General features: G+C 68.7%; 12 protein-coding genes. 6 read left to right on the top strand and 6 right to left on the bottom strand.

All coding sequences use genetic code 11. The features are described from left to right. Positions 1 to 57 precede the first annotated feature (57 nt). Entirely contained in the window at positions 58 to 840 is a 783-nt protein-coding gene (hisN, locus tag FO470_RS18120) for a histidinol-phosphatase (protein ID WP_144344384.1), read from the top strand. Positions 841 to 856: 16 nt separating this feature from the next. Here the strand turns inward: hisN and FO470_RS18115 are convergent, their stop codons facing one another. Both FO470_RS18115 and FO470_RS18110 read right to left on the bottom strand, forming a co-directional pair. Further along, entirely contained in the window at positions 857 to 1,816 is a 960-nt protein-coding gene (locus FO470_RS18115; protein ID WP_144344383.1) for an alpha/beta fold hydrolase, read from the bottom strand. Between the two features lie 77 nt (positions 1,817 to 1,893). Then, positions 1,894 to 2,226 carry a hypothetical protein gene (locus FO470_RS18110; RefSeq protein ID WP_246659632.1) on the bottom strand — a complete coding sequence of 111 codons (333 nt, stop codon included), beginning with the start codon at positions 2,224 to 2,226 and terminating at the stop codon, positions 1,894 to 1,896. Positions 2,227 to 2,518: 292 nt separating this feature from the next. On the opposite strand from FO470_RS18110, the gene FO470_RS18105 reads away from it, so the two are divergent. Continuing rightward, positions 2,519 to 2,995 (top strand): Hsp20 family protein, encoded by a 477-nt coding sequence (locus FO470_RS18105; protein ID WP_144344381.1) that lies wholly within the window; start codon positions 2,519 to 2,521, stop codon positions 2,993 to 2,995. A 131-nt stretch (positions 2,996 to 3,126) separates the two neighbouring features. On the opposite strand, the gene FO470_RS18100 is transcribed toward FO470_RS18105, so the two are convergent. Next, on the bottom strand, positions 3,127 to 4,035 hold the full coding sequence (locus FO470_RS18100) for a PepSY domain-containing protein (RefSeq protein WP_144344380.1): 909 nt from the start codon (positions 4,033 to 4,035) through the stop codon (positions 3,127 to 3,129). Between the two features lie 421 nt (positions 4,036 to 4,456). Between FO470_RS18100 and gltB the strand changes: the two genes are divergently transcribed. Continuing rightward, on the top strand, positions 4,457 to 9,196 hold the full coding sequence (gene gltB, locus FO470_RS18095) for a glutamate synthase large subunit (protein ID WP_418655065.1): 4,740 nt from the start codon (positions 4,457 to 4,459) through the stop codon (positions 9,194 to 9,196). 173 nt (positions 9,197 to 9,369) lie between these two features. After that, positions 9,370 to 10,794: a glutamate synthase subunit beta gene (locus tag FO470_RS18090; RefSeq protein ID WP_144344378.1), complete on the top strand. Its 1,425-nt coding sequence runs from the start codon at positions 9,370 to 9,372 to the stop codon at positions 10,792 to 10,794. Positions 10,795 to 10,907: 113 nt separating this feature from the next. Here FO470_RS18090 and FO470_RS18085 read toward each other — a convergent pair whose 3' ends face one another. Together FO470_RS18085 and FO470_RS18080 are read right to left on the bottom strand one after the other, a co-directional pair. Next, positions 10,908 to 12,374, bottom strand: a complete 1,467-nt coding sequence (locus FO470_RS18085; protein WP_144344377.1) for an SGNH/GDSL hydrolase family protein — start codon at positions 12,372 to 12,374, stop codon at positions 10,908 to 10,910. Between the two features lie 108 nt (positions 12,375 to 12,482). Next, positions 12,483 to 13,856, bottom strand: a complete 1,374-nt coding sequence (locus FO470_RS18080) for a lytic murein transglycosylase (RefSeq protein WP_144344376.1) — start codon at positions 13,854 to 13,856, stop codon at positions 12,483 to 12,485. Between the two features lie 199 nt (positions 13,857 to 14,055). On the opposite strand from FO470_RS18080, the gene galU reads away from it, so the two are divergent. After that, complete coding sequence (galU, locus tag FO470_RS18075) at positions 14,056 to 14,943, top strand: UTP--glucose-1-phosphate uridylyltransferase GalU (RefSeq protein WP_144344375.1); 888 nt, start codon at positions 14,056 to 14,058, stop codon at positions 14,941 to 14,943. A gap of 85 nt (positions 14,944 to 15,028) precedes the next feature. Here the strand turns inward: galU and clpB are convergent, their stop codons facing one another. After that, positions 15,029 to 17,647, bottom strand: a complete 2,619-nt coding sequence (gene clpB / locus FO470_RS18070; protein ID WP_144344374.1) for an ATP-dependent chaperone ClpB — start codon at positions 17,645 to 17,647, stop codon at positions 15,029 to 15,031. A 415-nt stretch (positions 17,648 to 18,062) separates the two neighbouring features. Here clpB and FO470_RS18065 point away from each other — a divergent pair, with 415 nt between their 5' ends. Then, positions 18,063 to 19,148 carry a PLP-dependent cysteine synthase family protein gene (locus tag FO470_RS18065; RefSeq protein ID WP_144344373.1) on the top strand — a complete coding sequence of 362 codons (1,086 nt, stop codon included), beginning with the start codon at positions 18,063 to 18,065 and terminating at the stop codon, positions 19,146 to 19,148. The last annotated feature ends 1 nt before the right edge of the window (position 19,149 follow it).

Genomic DNA, 19,149 nt, shown 5'->3' with positions numbered 1-19,149 from the left:
GTTGGCCGAACCGGCGGCGCGATCGCCGGCAGGTGGCAGCCGAAGGGAAGCGGTGCGATGAGTGCGGTGGATTTCGAGAATTTCGTTCATGAGCTCGCCACCGTCTCCGGCCAGGCCATCCTGCCTTTCTTCCGCACGGCGCTGGGCGTCGAGGACAAGAGCCGCGGCGCGGTGTTCGATCCGGTCACGGCCGCCGACCGCGCCGCCGAGCAGGCGATGCGCGCGCTCATCCGCGGCACCTTCCCCAGCCACGGCGTGCGCGGCGAGGAATTCCCCGATGACGGCGTCGACGCCGATTACGTATGGGTGCTCGATCCCATCGACGGCACCAAGTCGTTCATCTGCGGCCTGCCCGCCTGGGGCACGCTGATCGGCCTGTGCCGCCAGGGCCAGCCGGTCTACGGCATGATGCACCAGCCCTTCATCCGCGAGCGCTTCTATGGCGACGGCGTGCAGGCGCGCTATCGCGGCCCGGCCGGCGAGCGGCGTCTTGCCGTGCGGCCCTGCGCCGGGCTGGAGGAGGCGACGCTGCTCACCACCAGCCCGCTGCTGATGAGCGAGGAGAACCGCGCCCGCTACACCGAGGTGGAGAAGCGCGTGCGTCTGCCGCGCTACGGTGGCGACTGCTACGCCTACTGCATGCTCGCCGCCGGCCACGCCGATCTGGTGATCGAGACCAATCTCAACGATTTCGACATCATGCCGCTGGTGCCGATCATTTCGGGCGCCGGTGGCATCGTCACCAACTGGGAAGGCGGCGCGGATCTTTCCGGCGGCCGCGTCGTAGCGGCCGGCGACCGGCGGGCGCATGAGGCGGCGCTGAAGGTTCTCGCCGGCTGAGAAGGCTGGCCCGCGGTCAGGCCGCTGCGCTGCCCGGAATGAAGGCATCGAAGGCCGCGAGCAGCGGCTCGCGGAAGATGTCCCGCTCCTGCAGCAGTTCGTGGCGCGCGCCGGGGATCACGATATGTGCACCGGCGATGAGCCGCGTGCCCAGATGCTCGATGCTCGGCGTCGAGACGATGCTGTCCGCGCCCGCCGCCACCATGAGCAGCGGCTGGCGGATCGCCCGCGCCGTCGCCGGGTCGGCGAGCGTCTCCATCAGGTCATAGGCCGCCTTCACCCAGCCGATGGTCGGCGGACCGACATCGAGATGCGGTTGCTCCATGGTGATGGTCAGGTTACGGGCAAAGCGGACGGCGTCGGAGGTCAGCCGGTTGCCGTCGAAATGCAGCTCGTTGAGCCGCACCCGGCGGGCGCGCGGCACATAGGCCCTGGACAGGCCGACGCCGGACAGCGCCCGCGCCAGCCGCCGCGCCGCCACGTCGTGCTTGACCAGCGACAGGTCGAGCATGGGAGCGACGAGGAACATCCGGTCGAAGAAGCGCCCGCCCCGCCGCGCATGGTCGAGCATGATCGAGGCGCCCATCGAATGGGCCAGCGCGAAGTGAGGGCCGGGCATGTCCGGCAGCACCAGCTCGGTCATGAAGGCTTCCAGATCGCGCTGGTACTCGGCGAAATGCTTGACGTGGCCCTTCATGGGATTGGTGAGCAGCCGCTGCGAGCCGCCCTGCCCGCGCCAGTCCAGCACCGCGACGGCGAAGCCGCGCCGCAGCAGGTCGCGCACCGTCTCGAAATACTTCTCGATCTTCTCCGTCCGGCCGGAGAACACGCAGACCGTGCCCCGACAGGCGCCCTCGGCCGGCTTCCAGCGCGCGATGCGCAGGCGAACCCCGTCGGCGGTCGTCACGACGCCGCAGATCGCGCCCTCGGGCACGGGGTTGTCCTTGGTGCTGTACAGGTCCATCTCGGTGGGCATGTTCCGGCGGGGCGCTGGTGTGGAAAGTCCGATGGCTTATACCCCAGCGGCGGGCGTCCACAAGGCGGGCGATGCGGTCAGTAGCGCTTGTCGCCGAAGCCGATGACCTTCATGCCGCTGATGGCGCCGGATGCGCCGTCGACCACCACCTGCACCCGCTCGCCCCGCGGCCCGTTGGCCTCGAGGATGATGGTCGCCCCGCGCCGCCGGATCACCGAGATGTTGGAGAAGCCGCGCGCCGAGAGCATCCGCGTGGCGGCATCCGGATCGACGGGACCGGCCGCCCGGCCGCGCGGAGCGGGAGGCGCGTCATAGGGCGCGTAGGCGCCCGGCGGCGGCCCATAGCCCTGCGCGAGGGCCGATCCCCACGGCGAACCGGGCAGGCCCAGCCCCGCAAGGAGCCCCGCCAAGACGATCAGTAACGCCGACGCCCGCGCCATCGCGCTGCAACTTCCCTGGAATCGAGTCCGCATAGAAGCATGCTTACCTAGATGACCGGCACTGAACACCGCCCGAGCCGGCCGTTCATCTGCCGTTCATCTTGGCTTGCCGCCTCAGGCTGGGCCATCGCCGGCAGCCTCTTGCATCCGGCGGAGCGCTCACCATCTCGAAGATGTACCGGCCAGACGGCGGTACGCGAACCGGGCCCGGCTCAATCGAGAGGGCCTCTGATCTGCATGTCGCTTAACGTGAGGATATGCCATGCGTACGTTTGATCTTACCCCCCTGCACCGTTCGACTGTCGGCTTCGACCGGCTTTTCTCGTTGTTCGACCAGGTCGGCAATGTCGACACCGGCGCCACTTATCCGCCCTACAATATCGAGCGGACAGGCGAGAACGCCTACCGCATCACCGTCGCGGTAGCGGGCTTTACCGAGGATGACCTCACCATCGAGGTGAAGGAGAGCGGTCTCTCCATTCGCGGCGAGCGTAAGCCCGACCCGGCGGCCAAGTCCGGCGAGGTGCTTTATCAGGGCATCGCCGCACGCGCCTTCGAGCGTCGCTTCCAGCTCGCCGATCATGTGGAGGTCCGGGGCGCCAGCCTTGCCAACGGGCTGCTGCATGTGGACCTCGTGCGCGAGATCCCCGAGGCGATGAAGCCCCGCACCATCGCCATCACCAGCGGCGCTCCCGCGCCCCGCGTGATCGAGGCGAAGACGGGCGCCAAGGCCGCGTGACCGCAGCCGCGTGATGAAGCCCACGCCACGCGCGCGGGCCTGAATGGACGTGTACAGGGCGCCCCGGTCCAGCCGGGGCGCTTTCATTTTGAGCCGCCTGCCGCTTTGAGCAGCAGTGAGATACCGTCTGCTTATTCTTCCGGTTCGGGCTCGCCGCCAGCGCCCCGCGCCATCACCGACGCGGTGCCGGCCGGCGTGTCACTGCCGGTTCCCGTACCGGTGCCGGTGCCCGAGGCAGCCGCGGCGGGCGCATCTCCAGCGGGTTTCGATGCCTCTGCCCCCTTTGCCGCCTCGCCCTGCGGGGTTTCGGCCGCGGCCGCCGTCGTCGGCTCGGTGCCCGGCGGCATCGCGACGCCGGGGATCACGCGCACGGACGATCCCTCGCCCGTCGGCGCCTGGTTCGCCGTGGGGACGGCGTCCGCGGTGGACGGTGGAACGGAAGCGGCCGAAGACGCATCGGCCGGCGCCGGCCCGCTGCCTTCCGCACCCTCCTGCGGAGATACCTCTGCCGCTGAGGCCCCCGCGGGTGGGGGTGCCGCGACCATGCCGCTCTCGGGTTCGCGCCTCGGGGGAAGCGGCGCGACGGCGGGCGGCAGCATCGCCGTCGAGGGCGCCGTCTGGCGGGCGGCCGGACGTGCCGGGCCGAGCGGATGCATGGCGATGATCCGGCCATTGAAGGCGTCGATACGCACGCGCACGCGCGCGCCGTTCGGATCGGTCGCATCGACGACATAGGTGCCGCCGTCGATCCGGGGACGCCCTACGGCCCTCATGCCCATGGAGCGCAGCATCGGTTCGACATCGGCGAAAGGAAACCGCCCCGGCGCGCCATAGGCGGGCGGCGGGGCGCGATAGACCGGCGGCGGCGGCTCGTAATAGCCGCCCGGCGGGAGCGGCTCGTAGTAGCGCTCCACATAGACCCCGCCGAAGGGGCGGTAATAGAACTGGGCCTGCGCCGGAACCGCCGTCATCGCCGCCAGACCGGCGAGCACCGGCAGCGTCATCGACGACAGGCGCCTCGACGCATGCAGCTTCGCCATCGAAGCCTCCCGATCAACATTCGCCATCGTTCGCTACGGGACCTGCAAATTGCGGCACCTGCAAGACGGCCCTGCCCCGCCTGGCCGGCCGCGACGCCGAACTCCACTGGCCGGCAACGCCATTGCGCGGCAGCGCGGCGCGTCTTACCGTTCCTTTCGCCGGAGGCGTCACCTTCGCAACAAGCGCGAAAAATCGCTGCGGCGATGTTGCGCGCCATGCTTGTGCGCAGGCGTCAATTCTGGCATCTTCGCGATTGATAGGGCAGTCATGCTGTCCTATAATCCAGCAGCTGGTGCCGACACAGCGGTGTGGCACGGCGGATGCTAGCGTCGTTCGGCGAGCGTGCACGGCCTTGCGGGAGAGCGCCCCGCGGGGCTGGACCCGTGTCCGCCCGCAGAACGTGAGGCGACCCTTTAGGGAGTGACGGGAATGAGTGAGGAACTTGGCGGCGTTGCCGCGCGCATGATCGGCGAGGGTTCGGTTCGTCCGGCCGCGACGGATCGCGCCGCTGCCAAAGCCATTACTCACATCGATCCCGGCCTGCCGGCCGCCCAGGGCCTGTACGACCCGCGCAACGAGAAGGATTCGTGCGGCGTCGGCTTCATCGCCGACATCAAGGGCCGCAAGTCGCACCAGATCGTGCAGGACGGGCTGAAGATCCTGCTCAACCTCGAGCATCGCGGCGCCGTGGGTGCCGATCCGCGCGCCGGCGACGGCGCGGGCATGCTGGTGCAGATCCCGCACAGGTTCTTCGCCAAGGAAGCAGCCAAGCTCGGCTTCGAGCTGCCGGAGCCCGGCCATTACGCCGTCGGCCACATCTTCATGCCGCACGACGCGGAAGGCCAGGAGATCATTCGCGCCACCATGGAGCGCGTGATCGCCGAAGAAGGCCAGGTGCTGCTCGGCTGGCGCGAGGTGCCGACCGACAACGCCTCGCTCGGCCACACCGTGCTGCCGACCGAGCCCAAGCACTGGCAGGTCTTCGTCGGCCGCAGCGAGGCCATCGCCAGCGAGGACGATTTCGAGCGCCGGCTCTTCATCCTGCGCAAGGTGGTGTCGAACGCCATCTATGACGCCAAGGACCCGCGCACCGCGGGCTATTACGTCGTGTCGCTGTCCTGCCGGACCATCGTCTACAAGGGCATGTTCAACGCCGACCAGCTCGGCGCCTATTATGCCGACCTGCATGACGCCGATTTCGAAAGCGCGGTGGCCCTCGTGCACCAGCGCTTCTCGACCAACACCTTCCCGGCGTGGTCGCTGGCCCATCCCTACCGCATGGTCGCGCACAACGGCGAGATCAACACGCTGCGCGGCAATGTGAACTGGATGGCGGCGCGGCAGGCCTCGGTCGATTCCGAGCTGTTCGGCAACGACATCTCCAAGCTCTGGCCGATCTCCTATGAGGGCCAGTCGGACACCGCCTGCTTCGACAACGCGCTCGAATTCCTCATGCAGGGCGGCTACGAGCTGCCGCACGCCGCGATGATGCTCGTGCCCGAGGCGTGGGCCGGCAACCCGCTGATGGACGAGGAACGCCGTGCCTTCTACGAGTACCACGCCGCCATGATGGAGCCGTGGGACGGCCCCGCCGCCATCGTCGCCACCGACGGCCGGCAGATCGTCGCCACGCTCGACCGCAACGGCCTGCGCCCCGCCCGCTATCTGGTGACGGCGGACGACAAGATCGTGCTCGCCTCCGAGATGGGCGTGCTCACCTTCCCCGAGGACCAGATCGTCACCAAGTGGCGCCTGCAGCCGGGCAGGATGCTGCTCGTCGATCTCGAAGAGGGCCGCCTCGTGCCAGACGAGGAGGTGAAGACCTCGCTCGCCAAGGCGCATCCCTACAAGGAGTGGCTGAAGCGCACCCAGCTGGTGCTGGAAGAGCTTCGCGCGGTGGAAGCGCGTGAAGTGCGCACCGACGTGTCGCTGCTCGACCGCCAGCAGGCCTTCGGCTACACGCAGGAAGACCTCAAGCTGCTGATGGCGCCGATGGCGACCACCGGCCAGGAGGCGGTCGGCTCCATGGGCACCGACACGCCCATCTCGCCGCTGTCGAAGAAGTCGAAGGCGCTCTTCACCTACTTCAAGCAGAACTTCGCGCAGGTCACCAACCCGCCGATCGACCCGATCCGCGAAGAGCTGGTGATGAGCCTCGTCTCCTTCATCGGGCCGCGGCCGAACATCTTCGACCTCGAAGGCAATTCGCGCCGCAAGCGGCTCGAGGTGCGCCAGCCGATCCTCACCAATGAGGATCTGGAGAAGATCCGCTCCATCGGTTTCATGGAGGAGCGCTTCGACACCCGCACTCTCGACATCACCTACCCCTCCGACAAGGGTGCGGCGGGGATGGAGGACGCGGTCGAGCGGCTGTGCGAGCGCGCCGAGGCGGCCGTGCATGGCGGCTACAACATCATCATCCTGTCCGACCGGCTGGTCGGCCCGGACCGCATCCCGATTCCCTCGCTGCTGGCCACCGCCGCCGTGCACCATCACCTCATCCGCAAGGGGCTGCGCACTTCCGTGGGCCTGGTGGTGGAGACGGGTGAGGCGCGCGAGGTGCACCATTTCGCGTGCCTGGCCGGCTACGGCGCGGAAGCGATCAACCCCTACCTCGCCTTCGAGACGATGATCGACATGCGCGTCGACATCCCCGAGGAGGTCGACGAGTACGAGATCGTCAAGCGCTACATCAAGTCGATCGACAAGGGCCTGCTGAAGGTGATGTCCAAGATGGGCATCTCGACCTACCAGTCCTATTGCGGCGCGCAGATCTTCGACGCGGTGGGCCTCAATCAGGAAGTGATCGAGAAGTATTTCTTCGGCACCGCCTCCTCCATCGGCGGCATCGGCCTCGCCGAGATCGCCGAAGAGACCGCGATGCGCCACCGCGACGCCTTCGGCGACGCGCCGATCTACCGCAACGCCCTCGACGTCGGCGGCGACTACGCCTTCCGCCTGCGCGGCGAGGAGCATGCGTGGGACCCCGAGACCGTCGCCGAACTCCAGCACGCGGTGCGCGGCAACGCGCAGGACAAGTATCGCCACTTCGCCAAGCTGGTGAACGAGGCCGGCGCCAAGACGCTGAACATCCGCTCGCTGTTCCGCATTCGCAACGCGGATGAGATCGGCCGCGCGGCGATCCCGCTCGACGAGGTCGAGCCCGCTACCGCGATCGTGAAGCGCTTCGTCACCGGCGCCATGTCGTTCGGTTCGATCTCGCGCGAGGCGCACACCACCCTCGCCATCGCGATGAACCGCATCGGCGGCAAGTCGAACACCGGCGAGGGCGGCGAGGAAGCCTCGCGCTTCAAGCCGCTGCCGAACGGCGATTCCATGCGCTCGGCGATCAAGCAGGTCGCTTCCGGCCGCTTCGGCGTGACGGCGGACTATCTCGTCAATGCCGACATGATCCAGCTCAAGATGGCGCAGGGTGCCAAGCCCGGCGAAGGCGGCCAGCTGCCCGGCCACAAGGTCGACGCGGTGATCGCCAAGGTGCGCCACTCGACCCCGGGCGTCGGCCTCATCTCGCCGCCGCCGCACCACGACATCTACTCGATCGAGGATCTGGCGCAGCTCATCTACGACGTGAAGAACGTCAATCCGGAAGCCGATGTCTCGGTGAAGCTGGTCTCGGAAGTCGGCGTCGGCACCGTCGCCGCCGGCGTCGCCAAGGCACGCGCCGACCACATCACGATTTCCGGTTTCGAAGGCGGCACCGGCGCCTCGCCGCTCACCGCCATCAAGCATGCCGGCTCGCCGTGGGAGATCGGCCTCGCCGAGGCTCACCAGACGCTGGTGCTGAACAATCTGCGCGGGCGCATCGCGCTGCAGGTCGACGGCGGCCTGCGCACCGGGCGCGACGTGGTGATCGGCGCGCTGCTCGGCGCGGACGACTTCGCCTTCTCGACCGCCCCGCTCATCGCGGCGGGCTGCATCATGATGCGTAAGTGCCACCTCAACACCTGCCCGGTCGGCGTCGCCACCCAGGACCCGGTGCTGCGCAAGCGCTTCAAGGGCACGCCCGAGCATGTGATCAACTACTTCTTCTTCGTCGCGGAAGAAGTGCGCGAGATCATGGCCTCCATGGGCATCGCCGACTTCAACGAGCTGATCGGTCACTCCGAGTGGCTCGATCAGCGCGAGGCGATCGAGCACTGGAAGGCCAAGGGCCTGGACTTCAGCCGCATCTTCGCCAAGCCGCAGGTCGGTCCCGACGTCGCGACCTACCACACGGAGCGGCAGAACCACCCGATCCATCACGTGCTCGACCGTACGCTCATCCACCAGGCCATGCCGGCGCTGGACGGCGGCGAGAAGGTGGTGCTGCACACCGAGATCCGGAGCATCAACCGCTCGGTCGGCGCCATGCTCTCGGGCGAGGTGGCCAAGCGCTACGGCGATGCCGGCCTGCCGGACGACACGATCGACATCCACCTGACCGGCACCGCCGGCCAGGCCTTCGGCGCCTTCCTCGCCGGCGGCGTCTCCATGACGCTGGTGGGCGAAGCCAACGACTATGTCGGCAAGGGCCTGTCGGGCGGGCGCATCGTGGTGGTGCCGGCCGAGGACAGCGCCATCGTGCCGGAGCAGTCGATCATCGTCGGCAACACCGTGCTCTACGGCGCCACCTCCGGCGAGGCCTACTTCCGCGGCGTGGCCGGCGAGCGCTTCGCCGTGCGCAACTCGGGCGCCCTCGCGGTCGTCGAGGGCACGGGCGACCATGGCTGCGAGTACATGACCGGCGGCGTGGTCGTCGTCATCGGCCAGACCGGGCGCAACTTCGCGGCCGGCATGTCCGGCGGCGTCGCCTATGTGCTGGACGAGGACGGCACCTTCAAGAAGCGCTGCAACCTCTCCATGGTCGATCTCGAACCGGTGGAAGAGGAGGAGGACCTGCTGGAACGCCTCCATCACCATGGCGGCGATCTGGAGTTCAAGGGCCGCATCGACATCATGGCGGATATGGGCCACCACGACGAGGAGCGTCTGCACCAGCTCATCGCCAAGCACCTGCACTACACGGGTTCGAAGCGCGCGCAGACCATCCTCGACAACTGGGCCGAGTACCGCGGCAAGTTCGTCAAGGTCATGCCCGTCGAGTACCAGCGGGCGCTACGTGAAATGGAGAAAACGCGCGGCTTGCAGGCGGCCGAGTAAGGCCTCCTGCGCCCTCGCGGCACGGATGCGAGGGCGGCCCCGACAGCGGGCCATGGCAGGCGCCATGGCGCGGCCGTGTGCCGCGCCGTCATTTTCCAACTGGCATGATTGATGTATCTGGCACCGGAGGTGGAACGCCTCCAAGGTGGCGGTGCTCCGCGAAAGAGGGCGCAATGGGTAAGGTTACGGGCTTTCTCGAAATCGATCGGCGCGAGGCGAAGTATCAGCCGGCGTCCGACCGCATTCGCCATTTCCGCGAGTTCACCCTGCCCCTGCCGGACGCCGAAGTCGCCAACCAGGCTTCGCGCTGCATGGATTGCGGCATCCCCTTCTGCCACGGGCCGAACGGCTGCCCGATCCACAACCAGATCCCGGACTGGAACGACCTCGTCTATAACGGGAACTGGGAGGAGGCCTCGCGCAACCTCCACTCCACCAACAACTTCCCCGAATTCACCGGCCGCATCTGCCCCGCCCCCTGCGAGGAAGCCTGCACGCTGAACCTCGAGGACGTGCCGGTCACCATCAAGACGGTCGAGCAGGCCATCGCCGACAAGTCGTGGAAGATGGGCTGGATCAGGCCCGAGCCGGCGGCGGTGAAGACCGGCAGGAAGGTCGCCGTCATCGGCTCCGGCCCGGCCGGCATGGCCGCCGCCCAGCAGCTCGCCCGCGCCGGCCATGACGTGCATGTCTACGAGCGCGAGCCCAAGGCCGGCGGCCTGCTGCGCTACGGCATTCCCGACTTCAAGATGGAAAAGCACTACATCGACCGCCGCGTCGCGCAGATGCAGGCGGAAGGCGTCACCTTCCACTACGGCGTGAATGTCGGCGTCACCACGCCGCTCGACGAGTTGCTGGAAGGCCACGACGCCGTGCTGATGTGCGGCGGCTCGGAAGCGCCGCGCAACCCGGCCCTGCCCGGCCAGGAGCTGGAAGGCGTGCACTACGCCATGCCCTATCTCGTCCAGCAGAACCGCCGCGTCGGCCATGAGGACGTCTCGCGCGATCAGCCGCTCCTCGCCGCCGGCAAGCATGTCGTGGTGATCGGCGGCGGCGACACCGCCTCCGACTGCGTGGGCACCGCCTTCCGGCAGGGCGCCCTTTCCGTGCACCAGCTCGACATCCGCCCGGTGCCGCCGCTGAAGGAGGACAAGCTGGCGGTCTGGCCGTACTGGCCGACCAAGTTCCGCACCTCCTCCTCGCAGGCCGAAGGCGCCGAACGCGAGTTCTCGGCCGCCACGCTCGGCATCGAGGGCAAGAAGGGCCACGTCACCGCCGTGAAATGCGCCCGCGTCGACGCCAAGCGCCAGCCCATCCCCGGCACCGAGTTCCTGATCAAGGCGGATCTCGTCTTCATCGCGCTCGGCTTCGTGCATCCCGTGCGCGAGGGCATGCTGGAGCAGGACGGCCTCGCGATCGACAAGCGCGGCAACGTGCAGGCGAGCGACCTCGACTATGCCACCAGCGTGCCGAAACTGTTCGCCGCCGGCGACATGCGTCGCGGCCAGTCGCTGGTGGTGTGGGCGATCCGCGAGGGGCGCCAGGCGGCACAGTCGATCGACACGTATCTGATGGGAAGCTCGGTCCTGCCGCGCTGAACCCGCGTCCGGGCCGCGACGGTCCGACGAGAGACGATCTGGCCGGGACGGTCGCCGTACCCGGCCTTTTCATGTCGCGCCCTCTTCGGGCCCGACCGACAGATATATCGCTCTCAGGGAGTTGCCGTGCCCGGCGTCGCGGTGCCCGCGGCGGCATCGGGAGTGGAGGGCTCGGAAGGCGCGGCCGCCGGCGTGGCGCTCGGCAGGCCGGTCTCGGGCATGGGAGGCACGAGCGGCTCGACCGCCGCCGCCGGCTGGCCCGGCGGCCAGCGGAAATCATCGGTGCGCCCGGCGACGGCCGGCAAGGCCGAACCGCTGACCAGCACGCTCGCCGGCTCCGGCTTCGTGTCGCCCGGCGCCGCCTGCAGGATGTCGCCCGGCGCGGGACGAGCCGCCATGGCCGGCGCGCCGGCCAACGCGCGGGCGCTGCCCGTCACCCCGCCGGTCAGCAGGATGATGGACGGGCGCGCATCGGCTGGATCGGCCGCCGCCGCGGGCACGTCCTCGCGATTCATGAGATCGTCGAGCTGCTGGTCGACGAAGAAGGCCAGCTTGCGCGCGCCGGCGCGGGTGAAGCCCACGCCATCCGCCGTGCGCAGGCGCCGCCGTTGGCCATCGACCGCCGGGCCGGACATCATGAACTTGCCGTTCTCGTCGACGAAGCCGTCGGTCACGTCGACGAAGATGAGGCCCGCCCGTTCGGCGCGCTCCTTCATGAGGGCGTTGAGCCGGGCGATCTGCTCGCTGCGGACATCGTCCTCGACCGGTGGCAGGCCGACCACCACGACCGGGCGGCCGTGCATCTTCAGCCCCAGCAAGAACTCGTCGAAGCGTCGGCCGTAGAGGTCGCGCCAGCGCTCGTCGAGCAGTTCCGCGCGCCCGAGCAGATCCTCGATCGGCACGAAATCATTGCTGCCGGTGAGCGCGACGATGACGTTGGGCTGCTCGTCCCCACCCGGGAGCTGGCGAGCGGCGGCGAGCCAGTCGAAGCCGCTGGTGGGCGCGAGGCCCGAGGCGTTCTCGGTCTTGCCCACCACGACGGCGCCGTCGCGGTCGGCGGCGAAGGCATCCGCCAGCCCCTGCGCCAGCGCCCCCGCCTGCTCGTCGCCGAGCACGAGGACCACGTCCTTCGCCTTGGAAACGTCGCGGCGCGCTTCTGCCGCCGTGGAGAACACCTTGCCGCGCGGCTCGGCCGGCTGCTGCGCCACCGAAGGCGCCGGCGCCGCGAGCCCCCCGCCGCCGCCCGAAGGAGGAGGAGGACGCAGGCGCGTCGGACGGTCAATCTCCCGGGCGCTCCGGCTGTTGCCGCCGAACAGGTCGATCAGCGGCTGGAAGGGCGACCAGCTCCGGCGCGGCGCGGGCTGGGCGGCCTGCTGGCGGGTCTGCTGTTGCTGGCGGGCGCGCTGTTGCTGCTGCCGGCTCTGCACGCGCTGCTGCTGCGAGGAGCGGGCCCCCGACTGGCCGACGTCGGCCGGCGGGCGGAACCAGTCGCTCTGGGCCTGGGCGAGCGAGCAGCCGGCGACGAGCACGCCGGCAACCGCCAGCGCCTTCAGTCCGAGCCGGTATCCGCGCGCGCGCATGAGCCGTTCTCCGATGGCCGCACCCCGGAGGAGGACGCCCGGGAGGTAAACACCCAGAGCGGTGAACCATTATCGCGGCCGTTTCAAGACCCCAGGCGGATCGGCGCGTCACGAACCGCCTCGGGTGCGCAGGCTTTCCAGAACCTCACCCGTCGCCAAGCCGTCGGGCAGCATGCCCACGCTGACCTGATATTCGCGCACCGCCGTCCGGGTCTTGCTGCCGATGGCGCCGTCATGCTCGCCGACATCGTAACCGCGCGAGGCGAGCCGCTTCTGCAGCTCCGAGCGCTCCAGACGCGACAGCGCGCGCTGGTCCTCCGGCCAGGGCTGGACGAACGGCCCGCCACCACGGATGCGGTCGGCGAGATGGCCGATGGCGAGCGCATAGGCGTCCGCCGGATTGTAGCTGAGGATGGCCCGGAAATTGTCGGTCATCAGGAAGGCCGGCCCCTTGGCACCGGCCGGCAACAGCAAATAGGCCGTCTCGCCGGCGGCAGGCATGGAGCGCCCCTCGGGCCGGCGCACACCCAGCGCCGCCCACTCGCTCATCGGCTTGCGGACGTTCTTGTCGGCGAGGAGATAGTTGAAGCCGCGCGGCAGCACGACCTCGTATCCCCAGCTCCGGCCGGCCACCCACCCGCCGCGCTTGAGCTTGTTGGCGGTCGAGCCCATGGCGTCGGCGACCGAGTCCACCACGTTGCGATGGCCGTCGCCGTCGAAGTCCACCGCGTCGCGCTGGAAGGCGGTGGGCATGAACTGGGTCAGGCCGAAGGCGCCGGCCCAGGAGCCGCGCAGATGGCTCTCGGGCACGTCGCCCTTGTCGACGATCCGCAGGGCGGCGACGAACTCGTCGCGGAAATAGGCCTGTCGCCGGCCAACGCAGGCCAGCGTGCCCGTCGCCTGGATCACCGGATAGGAACCGCGCGCGCTGCCGTAATTGGTCTCGATGCCCCAGATCGCCGCTACCACATAGGGATCGACCCCGTAGGTGCGCCCCACCGCCTCGAACACGGCGGCGTTCTGCTCCATCGCCTCGCGACCCTTGCGGATGCGGGTCTCGGAGACCAGCATGGTCACGTAGTCGCCGGTGGTGCGGGAGAATTCCGGCTGCGTCTGCAGCTTCTCCATGATGCTCATGTCGGGCTTGAGCCCGGCCGTGTAGCGGCGGAAGCCGGCGGCGGAGACGCCCCTGGAGCGCGCCAGCGGCTCCAGGCCGGCAATGCAGCGGTCGAAATTCGCCTCGGCCTGCGCGAGGGCGCGCGGTGTCATCTCGGGATGCGTCGAGGCGGTGCGGGCCGGCGCCGAGGCGCGCGTGGGAGCTGCATGGGTCGCGTGCCGGGCCGGCGCGGGGGCGGCCGCGGGCGGGGAGAAGGCTCCGGTGATATCGTCGGAGCCGGCGCAACCGGCAAGACCGAGGCAGACCAGCGCGAGGCCGGCGATCCCGCCGACATGGCCCCGGCCGGAGACCTTGCGATAACTCATGACGCAACCCTAACGCAATTAATCGCTACGATTAGGCAACCGTCATGGTTTCGACGAACTTAACGTGCGGGAAGTTTCAAGACGTCACCGGGGCCACCCGGCAACGGATTGTCAAAATCGAATCGTTAAGTGGAATTTCATAGGAATTTTGTACTACCCGCCCTCACCTCCACCATCACCAAAGCGGCATGTCTCTCAGATGGTAACTCCTATTCGCAAAGCGATCCTCCCCGTGGCCGGCCTCGGCACGCGGTTCCTGCCCGCGACCAAGGCCGTTCCGAAGGAGATGCTCACGGTCGTCGATCGTCCTGTCGTGCAGCACGTGGTTGACGAGGCCCGCGCCGCCGGCATCGAGCACATCGTCTTCGTGACCGGACGCAACAAGGGCGTCATCGAGGATCACTTCGACCGCCAGTACGAGCTGGAAGACACGCTTCTGGAGCGCGGCAAGAGCCAGATGCTGGAAATGCTGCGCCAGGAGACCATGGGTCCCGGCGCCACCAGCTTCACCCGCCAGCAGCTTCCCCTCGGCCTCGGCCATGCCGTGTGGTGCGCCCGCGACATCATCGGCAACGAGCCCTTCGCGCTGCTGCTGCCGGACATGCTGCACAAGCCGACCAACGGCAAGGGCTGCCTCGCGCAGATGGTGGACGCCTACGCCAAGACCGGCGGCAACCACATCGCGGTCTATGAGGTCCCCCCGGAGCAGACCGACCAGTACGGCATCGTCGGGCTCGGCACCGAGGTCGCCGACGGCGTGCACAAGATCGCCAGCATGGTCGAGAAGCCGAAGAAGGACGTCGCCCCGTCGAACCTCGCCATTTCCGGCCGCTACATCCTTCAGCCGGAAATCTTCGAGCTGCTCGCCACCCAGGAGCGTGGCGCCGGCAATGAGATCCAGCTCACCGATTCCATGCTGAAGCTGGCGCAGAGGCAGGATTTCTACAGCGTGACCTTCGACGGCGCGATCTACGATTGCGGCTCGAAGCTCGGCTTCCTCATGGCCAACGTCGCCTACGCGCTCGCCAATCCCGAGATTTCCGACACCTTCCGCCCGGAACTCGACGCGCTGCTGGCGAAGAACTGACCCGCCGCCGCTCCGGCAGGCATGCGACCAGCAAAAAGGGCGCCGCTCTCGCGGCGCCCTTTTCGTATGACGGTCGAGAAGCGGCTCAGGCCGCCTCCTCCACGGCGCCGGGACGGGTTTCGAACAGCAATTCGCTCGCCCCGCGCTCGACGCGCACCACGTCGCCGTCCTTCACCGTGCCGGCAAGGATGCGGCCGGCCAGCGGATCCTGCAGCAGCTTCTGGATCACCCGCTTGAGCGGACGCGCGCCATAGGCCGGGTCGTAGCCCCTCTCGGCGAGGAAGTCCCGCGCCTCGGGAGTGATCTCCAGCTGGATCTTGCGCTCTTCCAGCAGCTTCTCCAGCCGCTTGACCTGGATGTCGACGATGGCGCCCATCTGCTCGCGGCGCAGCCGGTGGAACAGGACGATCTCGTCGACACGGTTGAGGAATTCCGGGCGGAAATGCGCACGCACCACGCCCATCACCTCGTCGCGCACGGCCTCGGTGTCCTCGCCGTCCGGCTGGTTCACCAGATACTCGGAACCGAGGTTGGAGGTCATGATGATCAGCGTGTTGCGGAAGTCGACCGTGCGGCCCTGCCCGTCCGTCAGGCGCCCGTCGTCGAGCACCTGGAGGAGGACGTTGAACACGTCCGGATGCGCCTTCTCCACCTCGTCGAACAGCACGACCTGATACGGCCGGCGCCGGACGGCCTCGGTCAGCGCGCCGCCCTCCTCATAGCCGACATAGCCGGGAGGCGCGCCGATCAGCCGGGCCACCGCGTGCTTCTCCATGTACTCGGACATGTCGATGCGCACGAGCGCGGTGTCGTCGTCGAACAGGAAGGAGGCCAGCGCCTTGGTCAGCTCGGTCTTGCCCACGCCCGTCGGGCCGAGGAACATGAAGGAACCGATCGGCCGGTTGGGGTCCTGCAGGCCCGCCCGCGCGCGGCGCACCGCGGTCGAGACGGCCTCCACGGCCTCCTTCTGGCCGATGACGCGCCGGGACAGCACGTCCTCCATGCGCAGCAGCTTCTCCTTCTCGCCTTCCAGCATCTTGTCGACGGGCACGCCGGTCCAGCGCGAGACGACCTGCGCCACGTGGTCGGGCGTCACCGCCTCCTCCACCATGGCGCCGGCCTTCACCTCGGCGGCGGTGTCCTTGGCTTCGATGGCGGCGAGCTTCTTCTCCAGCGCCGGGATGGTGCCGTAGGCCAGCTCGCCCGCCTTCTGGTACTCGCCGCTGCGCTGGGCATTGGCGAGTTCGGCGCGGGCCTTCTCAAGGTCGCTCTTGATCTTCTGGGCGTCGCCGAGCTTCTCCTTCTCCGCCTTCCAGCGGGAGGTAAGCGAGGCCGACTGCTCCTCGAGATTGGCAAGCTCCTTCTCCAGCTTCTTGAGCCGGTCCTTGGAGCCCGCGTCGCTTTCCTTCTTCAGCGCCTCCTGCTCGATGCGCAGGCGCACGATCTCGCGGTCGATGCTGTCCAGCTCCTCGGGCTTGGAATCGACCTGCATGCGCAGCCGCGAGGCCGCCTCGTCCACGAGGTCGATCGCCTTGTCGGGCAGGAAGCGGTCGGTGATGTAGCGGTTCGACAGCGTCGCCGCCGCGACCAGCGCCGAGTCGGTGATGCGCACCCCGTGGTGCAGCTCGTACTTCTCCTTGATGCCGCGCAGGATGGAGATGGTGTCCTCCACCGTCGGCTCGTTGACGAAGACGGGCTGGAACCGGCGGGCGAGCGCGGCGTCCTTCTCGATGTACTTGCGGTACTCGTCGAGCGTGGTCGCGCCGACGCAGTGTAGCTCGCCGCGCGCCAGCGCCGGCTTGAGCAGGTTGGAGGCGTCCATCGCGCCTTCGGTCTTGCCCGCGCCGACGAGGGTGTGCAGTTCGTCGATGAACAGCACGATGCCGCCCTCGGCCGCCTCGACTTCCGACAGCACGCTCTTCAGCCGTTCCTCGAACTCGCCGCGATACTTCGCGCCGGCGATGAGCGAGCCCATGTCGAGCGCGAGCAGCTGCTTGTCCTTCAGGCTCTCGGGCACGTCGCCGTCGACGATGCGCAGCGCGAGGCCCTCGACGATGGCGGTCTTGCCGACGCCGGGCTCGCCGATGAGGACGGGGTTGTTCTTGGTGCGGCGCGACAGCACCTGGATGGTGCGGCGGATTTCCTCGTCGCGACCGATCACCGGATCGAGCTTGCCCTCGCGCGCCGCGGCGGTCAGGTCGCGAGCGTACTTCTTGAGCGCGTCATAGGCGTTCTCGGCGGTGGCGCTGTCGGCCGTGCGGCCCTTGCGCAGCGCCTCGATGGCGGTGTTGATCTTCTGCGGGGTGGCCCCGGCCTTGGCGAGGATCTTGCCCGCCTCGCTGTCCTTTTCCAGCGCGAGCGCGAGCAGCAGCCGCTCGACGGTGACATAGCCGTCGCCAGCCTTCTTCGCCGCCTGCTCGGCGGCCTCGAACACCCGCGCGGTCGCCGGTGCGAGATAGACCTGCCCGGCGCCGGAACCCTGCACCTTCGGCAGCTTGTTCAGCGCCGCCTCGGTGTCGGCGAGCACAATGCGCGGATCGCCGCCGGAGCGCTGGATCAGCCCGGCGCACAGCCCTTCCGGGTCGTCGAGCAGCACCTTGAGCAGATGCTCGGGCGTGAACTGCTGGTTGCCCTCGCGTAGCGCAAGCGACTGCGCCGACTGCACGAATCCACGCGCGCGCTCGGTGTAGATCTCGAAATTCATCTGTCCCTCCAGACCCCTCCCCTCGCCCTCCACGGAGGCGCGAGCGGTTATCGGGATTGCGGCGCCCGTATCCCGGCCGCCACGGCGGGCCCCGTCATGGCGACCCGCTCGACCTCATGTAGTGTTGCCCATCGGCAACGGAAGGGCCTTGCGGCGGATCAAGCGGTAAATTTCATCGGCCCGTTCGACGTCCCCTGACTCGACGTTCCCCCGAAAGGCGTAGGGGCCACCGGCCGGGATCAAAAGGCGTAGACGGGACAACAGCGCTTCCGGCCGCCCGACGCCGGGCGTATGAATAACGTAGAGAAGCGAAACAGGCCGGCAAGCGGGCCGCCGATCCGAACAGCATCCCGACCGCCGCCGGCCATCGACGCCGCCCGCACGCGGCAGCCCTGCGGGCGCCCGGGAGGTCACGATGGACAAGCCGATGACGGGCCGGACGACCTCGGGTCGCGGCCGCCTCTTCGAGAGCGTGGTGGAGACCGTCGGCGACACGCCGGTGATCCGCATCAACAACCTCGCTCCCAGCCACGCGACGATCTATGCGAAGGCCGAGTTCTTCAATCCGGCCGCCTCGGTGAAGGACCGGCTGGCGCTCAGCATCATCGAGGAAGGCGAGCGCAGCGGCGCGCTGCGGCCGGGCCAGACGGTGGTCGAGGCCACCAGCGGCAATACCGGCATCGGCCTCGCCATGGTCTGCGCCCAGAAAGGCTATCCGCTCGTCGTCACCATGGCCGACAGCTTCTCCATCGAGCGGCGCAAGATGATGCGCATGCTCGGCGCCAAGGTCGTGCTGACGCCGCGCGCCGCCAAGGGCTGGGGCATGTATCTCAAGGCGGTGGAGCTGGCCGAGGCCAATGGCTGGTTCCTTGCCCACCAGTTCGAGACCGCCGCCAACGCCGCGATCCACGAGGCGACGACGGGGCGGGAGATCATCAACGACTTCGCCGGCCAGAGACTCGACTGTTTCGTCACCGGCTACGGCACCGGAGGCACGGTCGTCGGCGTCGGGCGGGTGCTGCGGCGCGAACGGCCGCAGACGCGGATCGTGCTCAGCGAGCCGGCCAACGCCCAGCTCGTCGGCAGCGGGACACCCCAGCCGCGCAACGCCGACCATTCGCCGGCGGCGAGCCACCCCGCCTTCGAGCCGCACCCGATCCAGGGCTGGACGCCGGATTTCATCCCCTATGTGCTGCAGGAGGCGATCGACCACAGCCTCTATGACGAGGTGATCCCCGTTCCGGGCGCCGAGGGCATGCGCTGGGCGAAGGAGCTGGCGCGCCGGGAGGGCATCTTCACCGGCATCTCCGGCGGCTCCACCTTCGCGGTGGCGCGGCAGGTGGCGGAGAACGCGCCGTCGGGATCGGTCATCCTGTGCATGCTCCCCGACACCGGCGAGCGCTACATGACGACGCCGCTCTTCGAGGGCATCGAGGCGGAAATGGACGAGGAGGAACGCGCGCTTTCCCGCTCCACGCCCGGCTTCCAGATCGAAGCGTGAG

The sequence above is a fragment of the Ancylobacter moscoviensis genome, from assembly GCF_007559435.1.
GTDB classification, from domain to species: Bacteria; Pseudomonadota; Alphaproteobacteria; order Rhizobiales; family Xanthobacteraceae; genus Ancylobacter; species Ancylobacter moscoviensis.
The sequence above is the reverse complement of the archived record's forward strand: the minus strand, read 5'-3'. Positions and strand labels throughout refer to the sequence as shown.